Source organism: Ruminococcus flavefaciens AE3010, assembly GCF_000526795.1.
GTDB lineage: Bacteria > Bacillota > Clostridia > Oscillospirales > Ruminococcaceae > Ruminococcus > Ruminococcus flavefaciens_D.
Map to the genome: position 1 here is coordinate 988579 of NZ_JAGT01000001.1, position 15568 is coordinate 1004146.

The 15568-nt window shown below is 38.3% G+C and carries 12 protein-coding genes; 2 read left to right on the forward strand and 10 right to left on the reverse strand.

The window, feature by feature from the left end:
• Nucleotides 1–17: 17 nt before the first annotated feature.
• The 6 genes from N774_RS0104265 to N774_RS0104290 form a co-directional block, all read right to left on the reverse strand.
• On the reverse strand, nucleotides 18–734 hold the full coding sequence (locus N774_RS0104265; protein ID WP_024860047.1) for a hypothetical protein: 717 nt from the start codon (nucleotides 732–734) through the stop codon (nucleotides 18–20).
• Between the two features lie 81 nt (nucleotides 735–815).
• Nucleotides 816–1292 (reverse strand): SMI1/KNR4 family protein, encoded by a 477-nt coding sequence (locus tag N774_RS16790; protein WP_051463369.1) that lies wholly within the window; start codon nucleotides 1290–1292, stop codon nucleotides 816–818.
• Between the two features lie 16 nt (nucleotides 1293–1308).
• Nucleotides 1309–1686, reverse strand: coding sequence for a hypothetical protein (locus N774_RS0104275; RefSeq protein ID WP_024860049.1), 378 nt, complete (start codon nucleotides 1684–1686; stop codon nucleotides 1309–1311).
• 285 nt (nucleotides 1687–1971) lie between these two features.
• Nucleotides 1972–2811 carry an aldo/keto reductase gene (locus N774_RS0104280; protein ID WP_037280128.1) on the reverse strand — a complete coding sequence of 280 codons (840 nt, stop codon included), beginning with the start codon at nucleotides 2809–2811 and terminating at the stop codon, nucleotides 1972–1974.
• Nucleotides 2812–2901: 90 nt separating this feature from the next.
• The gene (locus N774_RS0104285; RefSeq protein WP_024860051.1) at nucleotides 2902–3198 is read right to left on the reverse strand and encodes a putative quinol monooxygenase; all 297 of its coding nucleotides are present in this window, start codon (nucleotides 3196–3198) and stop codon (nucleotides 2902–2904) included.
• Nucleotides 3199–3213: 15 nt separating this feature from the next.
• The gene (locus N774_RS0104290) at nucleotides 3214–3843 is read right to left on the reverse strand and encodes a flavodoxin family protein (RefSeq protein ID WP_024860052.1); all 630 of its coding nucleotides are present in this window, start codon (nucleotides 3841–3843) and stop codon (nucleotides 3214–3216) included.
• 373 nt (nucleotides 3844–4216) lie between these two features.
• Here N774_RS0104290 and N774_RS19735 point away from each other — a divergent pair, with 373 nt between their 5' ends.
• On the forward strand, nucleotides 4217–7147 hold the full coding sequence (locus N774_RS19735; RefSeq protein WP_196231526.1) for a dockerin type I repeat-containing protein: 2931 nt from the start codon (nucleotides 4217–4219) through the stop codon (nucleotides 7145–7147).
• A gap of 172 nt (nucleotides 7148–7319) precedes the next feature.
• Here N774_RS19735 and N774_RS17990 read toward each other — a convergent pair whose 3' ends face one another.
• The 4 genes from N774_RS17990 to N774_RS0104315 all read right to left on the reverse strand — a co-directional run bounded on the left by N774_RS17990 (nucleotide 7320) and on the right by N774_RS0104315 (nucleotide 13511).
• A complete protein-coding gene (locus tag N774_RS17990) occupies nucleotides 7320–8498 on the reverse strand; it encodes an S-layer homology domain-containing protein (protein ID WP_051463370.1) in 1179 nt (392 codons plus the stop codon).
• Nucleotides 8499–8631: 133 nt separating this feature from the next.
• Complete coding sequence (locus N774_RS0104305; protein ID WP_024860054.1) at nucleotides 8632–10131, reverse strand: hypothetical protein; 1500 nt, start codon at nucleotides 10129–10131, stop codon at nucleotides 8632–8634.
• 2 nt (nucleotides 10132–10133) lie between these two features.
• On the reverse strand, nucleotides 10134–10679 hold the full coding sequence (locus N774_RS0104310; RefSeq protein WP_196231527.1) for an RNA polymerase sigma factor: 546 nt from the start codon (nucleotides 10677–10679) through the stop codon (nucleotides 10134–10136).
• Nucleotides 10680–11087: 408 nt separating this feature from the next.
• Nucleotides 11088–13511, reverse strand: a complete 2424-nt coding sequence (locus N774_RS0104315) for a CotH kinase family protein (protein ID WP_207640547.1) — start codon at nucleotides 13509–13511, stop codon at nucleotides 11088–11090.
• Nucleotides 13512–14144: 633 nt separating this feature from the next.
• Between N774_RS0104315 and N774_RS0104320 the strand changes: the two genes are divergently transcribed.
• Complete coding sequence (locus N774_RS0104320; protein ID WP_024860057.1) at nucleotides 14145–15527, forward strand: MATE family efflux transporter; 1383 nt, start codon at nucleotides 14145–14147, stop codon at nucleotides 15525–15527.
• Nucleotides 15528–15568: the final 41 nt, after the last annotated feature.

Consider the following 15568-nt stretch of genomic DNA (forward strand, 5'->3'; position numbering starts at 1 on the left):
TAAATAGAAAAGCAGCTTTAATGAATCCAGTTTTCACCGAACTGTTTATCATAAAACTGTCGCAGATCATCTATGTCATAATTACGGTTCAGATATATTACTTCATCTGCAATATGCTTTATAAATTCATCGCTTCCGACAGGAATGATAACAAGTGCACCACTTTTTGTAAGCTCCCTCAAAGCCTTCAATAAGCAGGATTGACACATCTTGTAGTAAAAGCTGCTTGTTTTATACGGGGCAAAATAGATCCTTTTATTCTGAGCATAGCCAAATGCAGCGGCAGCCCTCCATCGTTCACCACTTAGATTGCTGAACTTCCTATCATATCTTTCGGGTGTCAAAAGGAATTTTTCAGCGATTAATGAAAAATCACCTTTATCCGAGTTTTTTAAAAGAGCACTTTCTATTGACTTTTTCACTTGCTTTTTCCCATAGGGCTCACAAGATGGTTCTAAATTCAATGCAACGTCATTAAGGTCATTCTGGCAAATCAAGCTGCCATTACAGTAAACCTTAACATTCTCAAACTGGACTCTGCCACCAAGTAAATATGATAGATACTCACAGCCTTGACCATATTCACTTACTATTCCATATATTTTTCCGCTCTCAAATACTTGATCGCTATAGTACCAAGTGTCATTTAAGTTTATATCATGACCAGCAATTATTGATTTGCAAGCTGACGTATCAATTCTTATTGAAAAATCATTATAAAACTCTTTTATCATGTTATTCACCAATTTATCCTCTATTTAAAACAGATGCCCGACGTCTCTACAATTCCAGTGCTTAGCGTGTCTTCGTTTATTTCAGTTCATTTCAGATGCATGACGATAAAAGCCAAATTGCTTCATAATAAAATGAGTAAAGCTGTCACTGCATTTTACAAAGTCTGATATTTGAGCACATTCCGAATAGTAATATACAGGAGGATCATCGCCTTCTGACAATTTGAAAAAATAGAACATATAACCTTGATGCATCCAGAATACAAAATAGTCTTCCTTCATCTTATGTGGAAAACAGTTTTCTTTTAATAATTCATCAGCCCATTCTTTTAATTCCGGAACTTCATTAAAACCGTAGTCCGATCCTACCCAGAACAACCCGTTTCCAGCATATCGCATAAATTCCACATATGCAGACGGCAGCTTGATATTCGGAAACTGTGCCAGAAAATTCTGAATCTTTTCCGGTGCAATCTCATGGAATTGACGAGATGGATTTTGTGAATTAAGAAAAGCAAAAAATTCAGAGAATATCATCTTCCCTGTGTATGTTTCCATATCCTTTCACCTCATTTCAGAAACTGCAATGAAAAGCAATGAATAAAATAGAGTCATCCTGTATAGCAAGCCAGTTTTCATCAGGAGTACATCCGTCGCCAACATATCCGCCGATCCATACTGCTTCGGATTTTGAAAAATCTGAAATCATCTTTATGGCTTTGATAAATGCGTTCGGATCTTCTGCTTCCTCCGGAGTTTTACATGGGAGCCATGAACAAACAGTATCTCCAAATTTATCTGCGGCGATTGGCTGCAAGCGCAGCTTTTCAAAGCAGAGATATCCTCGATAGAATTCCTCCCCCTTCACAAGTTTGTGCATTCTTTCTTCGGGTGAGATATGCGCCCAACAATCCGGTTCCCATTCTTCAGAATATGACATCATCGTGAGCATCGTCTGAACAAAAGCCTCCGGGAAATGCGTTTTAAGATATCCTTCTCTAAAACGGAATGAAAACAATATGAATTATTGTTCGCGTCTGTAATATGATACATCGCAATAATCTGTTTGTGTTTCCACCCATTTTAACGGAACGGCTATTTCCTTGTATTTATCATAGTGATTGATAATGTTTTGCAAATGTATCATATATTTTTCTCTCATATGATTCACACTCCAAATCCTAAATACAGATTTACAGCAGAAGGCCTATGTTTACATTCTCCTTCGTACCAGTACTTACCAGTTGATCGTATCAGGATCTTTGGAAAGTCCGATACATCCTGTCAGATCAGCAATCAGTCTGACATCATCATCAGATAGCTCAAAACCGAATACATCCATGTTTTCGCGAATTCTCTCTGCCGTAACAGACTTCGGAAGCGGCAGAAAGCTGTTTTGCAGACTCCAACGGATACAGATCTGAGCGATGCTTTTCTGATATTTTACTGCAAGCGCTTGCATTTCAGGAACTTTGAATATCTGCCCTGTTCCAAGGGGGCTGTATGCTTCCAGCAGAATATTACGTTCTTTACAATATGTAACAAGTTCGTCCTGCGTCTCCCCTGGACAAAGGCGTATCTGATTCACCATCGGTGAAATTTTAGCTGTTTTCATCAGTTCATCAATATGATGCTGTCTGAAATTGCTCACACCGATTGCTCTTATTTTTCCTGCATTATAGAGTTCTTCAAACGCCCTCCATGTTTCTGCATTTGTCTGCTGCCATGTTTTACGGTATTGCAGAGGATTCGGCCAGTGAATGAGAAAGAGATCGACATAATCCGTTCCCAACTGTTCAAGTGTTCTTTCAAAAGAACGCATTGTATTGTCATATCCGTGATTTGGATTATCCAATTTTGAAGTGATGAATATTTCTTCACGGATAATTCCGCTGTCCTTGACCGCTCTGCCAACAATGTCTTCGTTACGATAGCCCTGTGCTGTGTCAATATGCCGATAGCCTATCTGTAACGCAGAAAGCACAGCCTGATAGCCGATTTCGTCATCAGGCGTCTGCCATGTACCGAGTCCGATTACTGGGATCTGAACGCCATTTGCAAGTATATACTGTTTCATGATAATACCTCCTCCAATAGAATAATAGTGGATTTCTGTAATTCATTCAACATCCTGTAATAATGTAGTTCTGTCGCTATTCAAATCTTCTTAGTCTTCCGGGATCTCATACCGTGTAAAAACTGTATCTCTCACATATTCCTTTTTCAGCTCTCCAAGCTCCTTATAGTGTGAAGAACACATATGAAGCTCCACTGCTTCGGCTGAACTCCACAGTTCAATGAGCAGCAATTCATTTTCATTCTCAGGGCTGAAATAGTATTCATACTTCTCGTTGCCTTCCTCAGCGCGTGAAGCATCAGCTATTCCACGTTCTAGTATCGCATTATAGAATTCGTCACGTTTTCCATCCTTGATATAATAATGAACTTCAACAAATCGTTTCATAGTTATGTTCCTTTCTTATTTTAGGTCATCGCGAACAAAATGTGTCGGCTCACCATATTCTCTTTCAGGCATACCATATTTCTCTTTACCAAGAGCGATAGATTTCATCAGGAAACTCATATTATGAGCAAGATTACACATTGTACTCAAGCCTTCAGAATCATATTTCGCCTCGCCTTGTAACCTTCCATGAACACTATTCCAGTAGGTGCTTGAAGCGACAGGCATACCGCAAATTGTAAAATACTTGTTCAGTTCGTCAAATGTCGATGAACATCCTCCTCGTCTTGCAACGACAACACTTGCTCCGACTTTCATGGTTTTATCGAAGTGAGAACTGTAAAACAGTCTGTCAAGGCAGGCAATGAGAGTAGCATTTGCCGAAGCATAATAGACTGGAGAAGCTAAGACAAGCCCGTCTGCCTGTTCAAACTTTACAGCGATTTCATTTACTTCGTCGTTAAATACACAGCGACCGAGCTCTGAACACTTTCCACAAGCAATACAGCCTCGTATATCTTTGCCGCCAATCTGACATACCTCAGCTTCAACGCCTTCGGCTTCAAATGTTCTGACAAGTTCATTCACCGCGACAGATGTGTTACCGTTGATTCGTGGACTTCCGTTGATGATCAGTACTTTCATTGGATACATCTCCTTAATTTTTGCTGAATTATCAGCATTAGTGTTTGCTTTAATATCAGTTATAATCTGTGCTGTCATCTTGATATTTCAATTATAACACACCTCAAAAGCATTTACAATATCTATTAGCAGTAAATGGGAAACAACATTGAAATCGTATAAACATTAATGTCAGTCCAATGGGCTGCCAATCCATTTTAAGTATATATGTTCATAGAAAGTTTACGATTTCAGCCGCACATTCCGCCTTTCTCATACGTTAATTCAAATATAGACATAAAAACATGATTATCTCTTGAATTCATGAGAATAATGTTATATAATGAAAACAGCAGCTGATGCTGCAAATTTAGAGAGGGCAGGTGACATTATAATGTTAAAGAAACTGACTGCTGCTGTAATAGCGGCAGCAACAGCAATTATACCGTTTTCCACAGATGCTGTGAATGTTTTTACACCTATGAATGTAAATGCAGATGACACAGCTTATACTTATTCAATTCCTGACTGGATACCACAGAGCTTTGACGAAGCTATAAACTTCCGCAATACCTATGGATCTACGCACATAGGAGATCAGAATGAAAGTGATCTGCTTTGTGTCGTATTTCAGGAGCCGAATTACAGTAAAAAGAAATATGACATTAAGAACACAGCGGGACTTGTTACAGTATTCTACCATGATGTATTTGTGGACGAAGGTAACGATACCGCTTATGAAGTAATGACGTACAAAAACGCAGCTACATCAAAGCTCGATTTCAAGGTTCAGTTCACTTGTGATTCTGAATTGCAGAAGGAATACTCCTTTACAAGCTTCGGAACTCAAGTCGCAGAGACCGACATATACAGTTGGCTTCCTGACTGTGAAAAAGAATATGAGGCGTATGTCAGGAAAAACGGAGCGCTGTCTGTCAGGGATAATATAGTTGTGTTCTGTATGAACTCAAATGCAGGCACTCCCTTGATATGGCAGGAAAAATCGGAGAACTATTCCGCGAACTTTGAACGTATAGCGTTTTTGTTCTGCAATACCGAAACAACAGAGCCTGTTGACGGCGGCGAAATGCATCAAATCGCTGCATATCAGGCAGTCAGGGACGGTTACGCAAAGATTGAATGGGAATATATCCCGAGCATGACATGGGAGCTTGATCCGCCTTTTTCCGAGGAAGATATGCAGAACTCCCTGACCGCGGATTGCGTCGTTCTTGATGATGCCCAGACCGTACTGCTTTCGGGAGATATGCGTGTTACACTTGTGGACTATGACACGGGCGAACAGCTCACGATTCCTGAGGGCACTATTCCAAGAATATGGACGGATGTACGTCAAAGCACTCCCGATGGCGAGATTGTCTGCAATATGCAGCCCTCAGGATTAATAAATAACCCCGGGACTGTACGTTTAGGCGACCTCTTTGATGGCTACAATTTCTCCTTCGGCTTAGTGGGAGATAATCTGCCGCTCGGCTATTCTCTGCCCGAGACAGAAGATAAATCCGCAGGTTACTATAACGGTACTATCGTCCCCGATGACCATATGACCGTAAAAAAATACGATAATGGCACCGCTGACGTTGTGTTCAGGCTGAAAAAAGTATCCAAAAGGGTGCTCCCTGAGGAAAAATCTGCTGAACTGACCGACCTAAAAAAGGGAGAAACAAGGATCACGGTTTACGACAAGGATACAGGAGAGCTTCTCTCGAGTGAGCTGGTAAAGCATCATAATGTCGGATTCGGTACGGATATAAGATTCAGGTCAAATATGTCCCCGAACGGCTGGATGTACACGGGACCTATATATGCTGTTGAATCCAATCCTCAGGTCTATCAGACCGATCTCGCAAATCTGTACAGATCCGCAGATTACTTTGCATTTCTGTGTGACGATCAGCCTGAGGTCACCCTATACGACAATGGCTCAATGGATCTGGTGATCAGAACCAAGATAAAAATATCAGGAAATATAAACGGGGACAATAAATTCAATATCGCTGATATTGTAGCATTACAGAGATGGCTGCTCAATGCACAGGATATTGAGCTTTCCAACTGGGCAGAAGCTGACTTTGACCTTGACAGCAAGCTTACGATCTTTGATCTCGTTCTTATGAGAAAAGCACTTCTCAGCTGCTTAAGTCAGCCTGTTGAGGTCAGCGTAAAGGAAGAAGCAGGCGGAGTTACAGGCGCAATTTACTTATATAAAGTATACAGCACTGACAACACATACTGGTTTAGTTATCAGAATCAGACAACAGATCCGTATGCTGAACCGTTTACCTGCGAGCTCACGGAATCGGAATATCGTGAAATAATGTCTCAGGATTACGATAGCATGATACAGAACATGAATGGTCTCGCTGACTCTGCAATTGATGCATGCGCATATACTCTCGAACTCGGCTATCCGGGCGGTTCCAAGAAAAAAGCAGTTTCATCAAATATGCCTGATGTTCTGATAAAACTGAAAACTCTGAAGGAAAATAAATTCAATTTTGTCGAGCCCAATAATATAAGTAGTTATGGTTTACCATTTACTGTTCTGGAAGGCGGTCTGAGACTGTATGCCGGTCCCGATGAAAGCTATGCGCCATTAGCTATTCTCTATAAGGGCGAGCGGCTTCATGAACTCGGGTATAATAACAACAACGACACTTGGCTGTTTACATCATGCGGTGGAAATTACGGCTGGATCAAAACCGTCCAAGATGATAACAGAACTCCTACTATCCGTTACGAGGTATATGCTGATAAGCCCGTCATCTATCTCTATCCTGAGCAGGAGACCGATGTTCATGTAGAGCTGGAGCTCACAGAAGCCGAACTCTCTACAACATATCCAAAGTATAACAACGGCTGGGACGTTACAGCTTCACCCGATGGCTCTCTTCTTAACAAGGCTGACGGCACACATCATAAATACCTGTTCTGGGACGCTGCGAACTGCCGCACAAGATTTGACTTTTCAAAAGGCTTCTGCGTTGCTGGAAAAGATACCGAGAGCTTTCTCAAAGAGAAGCTCACATACATTGGCCTGACCGAAGAGGAAATGAACGAGTTTATTGTATACTGGCTGCCTCTTATGGAGCATAACAAGTATAACCTCATTACTTTCCAGGGTGATGCCTATACAAATTCAGCCAAGCTGAGCATTACTCCCACACCTGACAGCCTGCTCCGCGTATTCATGGCTTATGTTCCGCTTGAAGAGAAAGTGGATATTGAGCCTCAGCAGCTTGAGACCTTTGAGAGAAAAGGCTTCACAGTTGTTGAATGGGGCGGCAGTGAGATCAGATCATAAAGCAAATCATTTCATAAAATCAGGCGGTAGGTCATATTGACTTACCGCCTTGTTGGTTAATATTAATAAAATGAAGTAGAACTTATTATTATACCATAGCAGTGAACTATGTCACTAAAACTCTGAATAAGACCGTCTGTTACAAGCATCTTGCGGAAATCTTTTATCCGAATTAATAAGCAGGACGGCCATAGCCTACAATACTTGAATTTTTAAGTGAATAACTCCTCCGAGCTACCTGATTACCTGCGTTACCCTCAATAGTATATACCTTGGAAGAATCCACAGATTCTACAATACCGGTGTGATATTGTTTATCCGAAGGATAGTAAAAGAATATCTGATCTCCGGGTTTGGGTACACCATTACCTCTTGGTATGAACTGACCGTTATTCTTGTAGAAATTCATGGAGTTTAAACAGCCTGCGCCTGTGGAATTATCTGTCTGACAAAGCAGGCTCTGTGCCTTATTATAGCCAAAAGCTTTCAAGAAGCACCAGTCCACAAATATATCACACCATGGATTATTGTTCTTTTTTCCATTATACCAGTTAGGGTACTTACTGTCAAATTCTTCAGCATATTTATTGTAATTGTTAGCTCCTTCCTTATATCCGATCTCAGATCTCACTACCGCCATCAAACGGTCAACAGGCATATTCCCTTTTACTAAGTAGTTTTTTATTACCTGAGCACATTCTGCACGGGTTGCTGTATCATTTGGAGCAAGCTTATTATCGCCCTTACCTGATATTATTTTCTGTGAAACCGCCCATCTCATGGGAGTCAGAGCAAAACCGCTTACATCTTTTCTGTCATCGAATTTACCCAAAGCATTGCTTGGTGCATTGCAGGGACGCTTCTTAAATTTTGTCTCATAGTTATACAGCATAGTTACAAGCTGTTCCCTTGAAATTTTATCACCGACGCCAAACTTGCTTCCGTATCCACTTGTGATTCCCCAATGATAAGCCCACATTATAGGTGTTGTATACCATTTATCTTTTCCGACATCAGTAAAGCAGTTATCATAAGTATTATCATACTTTTGCGGATCATCTGCCATGTTAAAAAGTGCCGTGACAAACTGTTCTCTTGTCACTTCAGCTTGAGGGCTAAAAGTATTATCAGAAGTACCATTCATAATATATCTGTCATATACAAATTGAACAGCCTCTGCAAACCAATCGCCTGGATTGACATCGCTGAACTTGCTTGTTACTGATTCAGCTGCACTTGCTGTAATAACACAGTTTAACTGAGGAGCTATGCTGCTTGTTATTGCTGTACCTGTGCCGAGAAGTGTAAATGCCATTGTGAATGCTGATATTTTTTTGATTACGTCTTTCATTATAATTACTTCCTTTTCAATGTATTTATATATATCATAGTTAGATCGAATGTTTTGACAATATTATTCTCGATATCACCTCTTCCTGAATTGTATTATATTTAATGGTGCACCATGTAAAAAATCTGATATTTTATCTGTCACAAAAAACAGGGGATGTTTTTTTTGCGCTGTTTAAGTCAACCTGTTTAAAATGGAAGTATTTCATTTCAAGTTCGTATTCAGTATCTTCGCTTTGCTTTTTCAGGATTATCTTGTTTTTATCGGGATCATATTTTGATGTAAAATCATCTATACCTGTGAGTTCAATGTTGTTTGCCTTTTCAAATTCTTCAAAATCATCAATGAACTCTCCGCACTCCAATACTCCGTTGTTTTGTCTGTATATCTTTACATGATCATACAAAACATCCTGAGTATCTCCGCACTGACAATTACAAACCAATTCACGGTTCTGATCATTGTCAGAATCCGCATAATAAATATCGGTCTTCCCTATATATCCCATAAATTCAACGAACTTTACTCCTGTTTTTTCATCTATCAGGCATGTATTTTCCATATTTGAGTTTATATTTTCTTTTTTGAAATGCCAATTATCAAATCCAAGTAAACGTCCAAAATAATAATTAACAAGTATCGGATAAGAACTCTCAGGCTTGAATCTAAAATCATCTAATTCCAGTTCAAACTCGTTATTGATATTTTTGCCTGTCAATACTATCTTGTTCCTTTTAGGATCATATACATCCGAAAAATCTGTAATTAAGGAAATATCAAGATCATGTTCATCGGCAAAATCCTTGTAATAATTAACAAAATCTCCAACCTCGATCTCCCCGTTTCTGAGCCTGAATATAAGCGCATGATCGTTATTATTTCCGCCAACTATTCCATATACATTATTACATATCAATTCAGCATTTCCGTCATTATCAAGATCTGAAAGATAAGCGGATGGCTCATCTTTTTTACCTTCAGAAAAAGCAAATATATTCCCTGTATCATCGTTTATAAAATAAGTAATCGTAATATATGAATTAGCAATTACTTTTTCAATATGCCAGTTCTTTATCCCGAGCAATTCTCCTTTATAATCATCAATAACTGTTTCCGGTGTAAATATATTTTCAACGCAGCTTGATTCTGTATAAGATACTTCGCTGGTTTCAGTAATTCTAATGCTTTTAAGCTGAGAATAATAACATTTTCCGCCTACCACAGTTCCAACAGCTATAACCATTGTCAAAGCAGCAGAGCATAGCTTTCTCCACAAAGGAATATGGTATATCTCAACACTATCCACCTGTACTTCTTCAAGGTAGACTTTTGTAATATTTGCTGCACGTCTGAACATCTTTGCAGTCTTTTTAGGTATACAAGATACAGTTTTATGCACTGCTTCGGCAACTGAATCAGCAATATCGAAGCCCTTCCCGAAAATAGTTTTTCTGTTTGTTTCTACTCTCGAGATGCTTTCATTGTATGAACATTCACATTGCTGAAAAGCCTGCTTATGCTGTATACGGGAATATATCCTTTCTTTCATTTCATCTGAAAAAGCAGGGATATTATCAGCGTTTTTTTCTGATTTCTCAGAAATATTATCTTTAAACAATTCTTCTATTCTCACTCTCACCACTCCGCATCAACACCTGCTTTGAACAGCAGGCTTTTTAGTTTTTTTCTTGCACGCTGGATCCTCTTTTGTACAGAGCTTGTTGTCATTTTAAGATCTGAAGCAATCTCACCTGATGATCTGCCATAGTAATAATGATTGATTATTATAGATGAATCAGGATCACCAAGCTTATTCACACAGTCAATAAGTATACCCTTAAGTTCCTTGCGATCCGAAGAGTTCTCAAGCTCGTCGTGGAATGGTGTAAGGTTAGGTTCAAGTTCATCAATTGGTACTATTCTCTTATTTTTCAATGAAATTCTCCTAAAAAGATCAATAGAACTTCTTTTGGCAATAGTGGATATGATGCATTTAAGGTCACCGCTAAAAACTTTTTCTGATTGCAGCGAACGGAAAATGTCAATAAATATATCTGCGACACATTCTTCAATATCCTCGACAGTTCCGCAATTACTGAGTTTATTTGCAGCTATAGTATAAACATAAGCGCAGTACTCATCATATATTGCTCGTTGCCACACATCTTTAGGTTCCTTCATAAGTTTTTTTAGTTGACTATCTGTCATATTCCTTTTTCACCCCTTTAGGCATCTTCATTTACTACAATCGCTCTTCCAAATGATAAGTGGACAATTATTTTCAAAAAAAATTGCAGCATTGAAATAGCAACAAAAAAAGAACTCGCCATGATAGCAAGTTCTTCTGGCATTTTTTATGAGCGTGACATAAATTACGCTTACATTATACCGTGTTCCTATTCCTTTGTCAATAGCTCATAATGCATTTCAAGCACATTTTTGCATTTCCGCTAATCATGCCTAAGAGCTCACATAGCACTTGTAGCGCATTCCAGAATGTCTCAGACAACTATATATAATGTAATTCAAGAAGCCAGCTCTCGAGCAAGCTGGCTTCTTTTTTGAATAATACAATTAAAAATATTCTGATCAGTGTTTAAAAAAACTATTGTTCGGAGGTGATTGGCAGAAATAATTCTTTAAATTGAGTAATGAACGTATCAACTCAGTAATTCTCGAATTATACCTGTTATATGTGTTCCTGATTATAGTGTTGATATAATCCGGCACAGAAAACGTATTTATTATGGTTTTATTATCTCCGTAATGATAAATCGCAGTTATCCTATTTGATATGGCAAAGTAATCAGGAGTGCAGGTAAAGCCATAATACTTTCCGTCGCAACTCATGCAATCAGCATCAAAAGTATCAGTGTATGTTTTTCCATTGATACTGAATTCCATGAAGCTGTCGTTCTTTTCTTCCTCTGTTAGTGAAGAAAGATCAAGATAGAAATTTAAGCTTATCTGTTTACTCAGCACAATGCTCTGTGCCTTGAATTCTGGAACAGGCTCTTCTGCTGATTCGTCCTGAATTACAGTAGTAAAGTTTCTTGCAATAGTATTATTGTTCTTGTCTTTTCCAATAAAGGATATTACGTTTTTCTTTCCTGATATTCCACAGAACTTATCCGCAGGCAGCTCAAATCTTACAGAACCATTGGATACTTCAAAAGTATCATAATATGATCCGTTAACATATGCTTTAAGGCTGAATGTCTGAGGATCATCTACAGATACCTGCATTATAAGGGCTTTATCGGGCTTGATTGCAGCCTCGGCAGGTGCACTAGCAGATATCATATCTTTCATTGCATTTGGTGTAGAAATCTTTATGCTTTCAGATCTGATATAAGGTGATGCACTGTTCTCGTTGTAGGTGCTTGCAAGCAATGAATTATCTGACTTAAACTGTTCATCAAGCCAGGCAATACGTTCACGCATGTATGATATGAATATATCTCTGTCAGCAATATAGCCTCTTCCGTAGCCTGGCCACTGATTATTTCTGTCCCAGAGTGCACTGTCTGCCATACCAGATTCATAAAGATACTCACTGTCTTTTTCCAGTGCACCGTTCTCCTTTATAACATCTTCAAGATAAGGTCTGATCTGCCAGTATCTTTCGGTTGCAGCCGAAATGAACAAAGGATCATCAAGAAATTCTCTGTAGAAGTTCTGCGGGTCTTCAAATTGTGATACTTTCCAGCCTGTTGCTTCACCGCTTATATCCTGACTAACGATTATAGAGCCTGCTCCGGTATCGAAATCCCATGGAGGGCCGAACTTCAGCAGAGAATCGTGATTCTTATAGATATATCTGCTTTTGTAGCGTGAATCATCATTTCCCATTATCTCCATAAGCAGCCAATAAGATACCATTGAATCAAAATCAGCAAGCTCAGTGTAATGAGTCATTTTACCATCTATTATTGTATATCCATCTTCTGAGCGATATGCGTTTTCAAAATTCTGCCAGTAATTCTGTACATAACTCATCATCTCGTCGTTTGTATTAAGAAATTCAGGCGATTTTAACATTACTTTAAGACCTGAGTCTGTCATGAATTTTGATTCCTCATCATATTCTTCAGAGGATTCAAAGAGATAACCTCCGGAAAGATCGGTCTCAAAGTCATAATAGTCTGCTACAACATATTCTTTACCGTCAAAGCTGACCGTACCGCCTTCTCTTATCCATGACATATCCTCTGTCATCATATCGGTAAGCTCATCTTTTTTGTCGCCTTTGATTTTTTCTGCTTTTGCGATAGCTGAGGCAGCTTCCTTTGCTTCGTTCTCCCAGTCAAATATATCCACTCTTGCTTCTTCTATGCCAACCTGTTCACATAACTGATAGTTACCAACGTATTCACCGTTTATAACTACGTCCGCCCATACTGTTTCCATGGTAGTCAGACCGAGTTCTTTGGAAAGTCGGGAAGCAGTAGTGTTTCTCAGAAGGCTTTCGTCCTGATAATTGGCAAGCAAGCACCATTTCTTACTCTTGCCCATACCATACAAATCAGTCTTTTTATCAAGCTTTATCTTATACGGTTTCTTTTCCCAGCCCCATGTAGTATTTCCGCGGCCTTGCATAGTCATTCTTCCATTGTATACAGGAGCTTCTGTCTCATCATTGTTCTGAATAAACATATCGCCATCTTTGGCATCTTTTTTGAATGCCGGGACCTGACCGTCATCGGTATTGATGTAAATAACGGGAAGCTTACTGAAGTAAACCTTATCGACTGTTTTGTATTCCTCTCCATCAAATTCCTGAACGATTATCCATTTCTCATAAAGCTCATTTGTAAGGATAAAGTTCTCTGGATCAACCTCATTATCGTCTGCAAAGCACTTGATCAAGCTTCCTGAAGGATTATTTATCTTCAGAGTATTACCGGTTTTTAAGTATGTTTTATCAATACTTACTTCTGTATTTTCTGTTTCCCCTGCAAATGCTGTAAGTGTTTTCTGTGTAAATATCTGGCTGCAATTATTTGTAAGCATCAGATTAGTACAAGTCAGAGCTGCTGCTGTAAAGCTAAGCATTTTTTTGAATATTTTTCGATTAGACAATTTCAATTCCTCCTTTTACATTTAAGCCATTCATTTATTTGTGTATACCTTGAAAATAGTTTTGCTATAACATATTATTCCCCCCTATTGCTGATATATTTGTTTCTATTATACGTCGTTTTTAGAAACATTTTTGTTACAATTTCTTATGACAAAGTCATTGTAGCATATTTTTTATAAAAAAAGCAGATAATTACAAATTTGTAATTGATACTTTTTTATTTTAGTCCACACATTGCTATGAACTAAAACACCGTACTATATTTCTTAATATCTAATAGTACGGTTGTATCTATCTTCTAATTCTAAGTTGATAAAATTGCATTCACACTTATTAAAAACGTCTTTAATGCTATAAGTTCGTGCATAAAACATATAATATTTAGTCATTCAAAAGATAGTTTTATTATTACAAAATATTTTAAACATTAAATCATTGATTATTTTGGTAAAATATGGTACAATAAAAAATGTTCTCGGATAGACAACTTTGATCTATTGAAGAAATAACTTTTAACTTAGCTAAAAAAAATAGATATCATAGCGAATAACGGAAGTGATACTATGTCAACATTGATTATACCAGATAATTCTCTTGGTACAAGACCTCTTAAATCATTACTGTGTTCCCTTGCTGTTCCTTCAATAATTTCGAATGTCATTAACGCTCTTTATAACATTGTTGATCAGATATTCATAGGTCATGGTGTAGGTAAACTTGGAAATGCCTCTACCAATGTTTCATTTCCACTAACAACCATATGTATGGCAATAGGACTTATGGTTGGCCTTGGTTCAGCCTCTGGTTTCAATCTGGAACTTGGAAAAAAGAATGTAAACAGAGGTAAAAGCATTGCAGGTACAGCAGCAATACTACTACTCATCAGTGGTGCCATCATCAGTATTACTGTTCAGATATTCCTTCATTCAATGCTTATATTATTCGGAGCAACCGAAAATATAATGCCATTCGCAACAGATTATGCAGGAATAACATCATTAGGCATACCATTCCTATTGTTCTCAACTGGTATAAATCCGCTGATTCGAGCCGATAAAAGCCCACGATACGCTATGAATGCTATCGCCTTTGGAGCAATGCTTAATACAATACTTGATCCAATATTCATATTTGTATGTGATTGGGGAATCAAAGGCGCTGCATGGGCAACAGTAATCATTCAGATACTTTCAGCATTACTGCATGCCTTTTATTTCACACGTTTCAAATCTGTTAAATTCGAATTAAACAACTTTATTCCTAAACTTAAAGAGGCAAGCTATATATGTAAACTTGGTTTCAATTTTTTCGTATTTCAGTTTTCAAATCTGTTGGTACAGATAGTGATGAACAATGTTCTTCGCACATATGGAGCAAAAAGCATCTATGGTCCGGATACTCCTATTGCTGCTGCAGGTATCATCATGAAGGTAAGTGTTATTTTCTTTGCACTGATCAATGGATTGATAAATGGTGCTCAACCAATCTGTAGTTATAATTACGGTGCCCAAAACTACAGAAGAGTACGCGATACTGTAAAGTTGGTCATAAAGGCAGCTATTATCATATCAACAGTAATATGGTTTATTTTCGAATTATTTCCCCAAGCACTTATATGTCTTTTCAGCAGTTCCGAAGACGATCCGTTGTACCTCGAATTTGCGATAAAGTTCATGAGAATATACCTATTCTTTGTATTTATCAACGGTGTGCCGATATGCTCTGCAACTTTTTTTACTGCAATCGGAAATGTTCCAAAAGGAACTATACTATCATTTGCAAAACAACTAGTCTTTCGCGTTCCGCTTTTGCTTATTATGCCTGTATTCCTTGGATTAAATGGTGTCATGTACGCACAAGTGATAACTGACCTACTTTCATTCACACTTGCAATCGTATTCCTTACAGATGAATTCAAAAAAATGCCACAAAAAAACTATTCTTGATTTTTATCGCTTAACTTCTACCTTTATAAGGCGGTTGAAAA

Coding starts and splice junctions, on each gene's coding strand:
- N774_RS0104265 (WP_024860047.1), bottom strand. CDS start 734: ATGATAAAAGAGTTTTATAATGATTTTTCAATAAGAATTGATACGTCA.
- N774_RS16790 (WP_051463369.1), bottom strand. CDS start 1,292: ATGGAAACATACACAGGGAAGATGATATTCTCTGAATTTTTTGCTTTT.
- N774_RS0104275 (WP_024860049.1), bottom strand. CDS start 1,686: ATGCTCACGATGATGTCATATTCTGAAGAATGGGAACCGGATTGTTGG.
- N774_RS0104280 (WP_037280128.1), bottom strand. CDS start 2,811: ATGAAACAGTATATACTTGCAAATGGCGTTCAGATCCCAGTAATCGGA.
- N774_RS0104285 (WP_024860051.1), bottom strand. CDS start 3,198: ATGAAACGATTTGTTGAAGTTCATTATTATATCAAGGATGGAAAACGT.
- N774_RS0104290 (WP_024860052.1), bottom strand. CDS start 3,843: ATGAAAGTACTGATCATCAACGGAAGTCCACGAATCAACGGTAACACA.
- N774_RS19735 (WP_196231526.1), top strand. CDS start 4,217: ATGTTAAAGAAACTGACTGCTGCTGTAATAGCGGCAGCAACAGCAATT.
- N774_RS17990 (WP_051463370.1), bottom strand. CDS start 8,498: ATGAAAGACGTAATCAAAAAAATATCAGCATTCACAATGGCATTTACA.
- N774_RS0104310 (WP_196231527.1), bottom strand. CDS start 10,679: ATGAAGGAACCTAAAGATGTGTGGCAACGAGCAATATATGATGAGTAC.
- N774_RS0104315 (WP_207640547.1), bottom strand. CDS start 13,511: ATGCTTACAAATAATTGCAGCCAGATATTTACACAGAAAACACTTACA.
- N774_RS0104320 (WP_024860057.1), top strand. CDS start 14,145: ATGTCAACATTGATTATACCAGATAATTCTCTTGGTACAAGACCTCTT.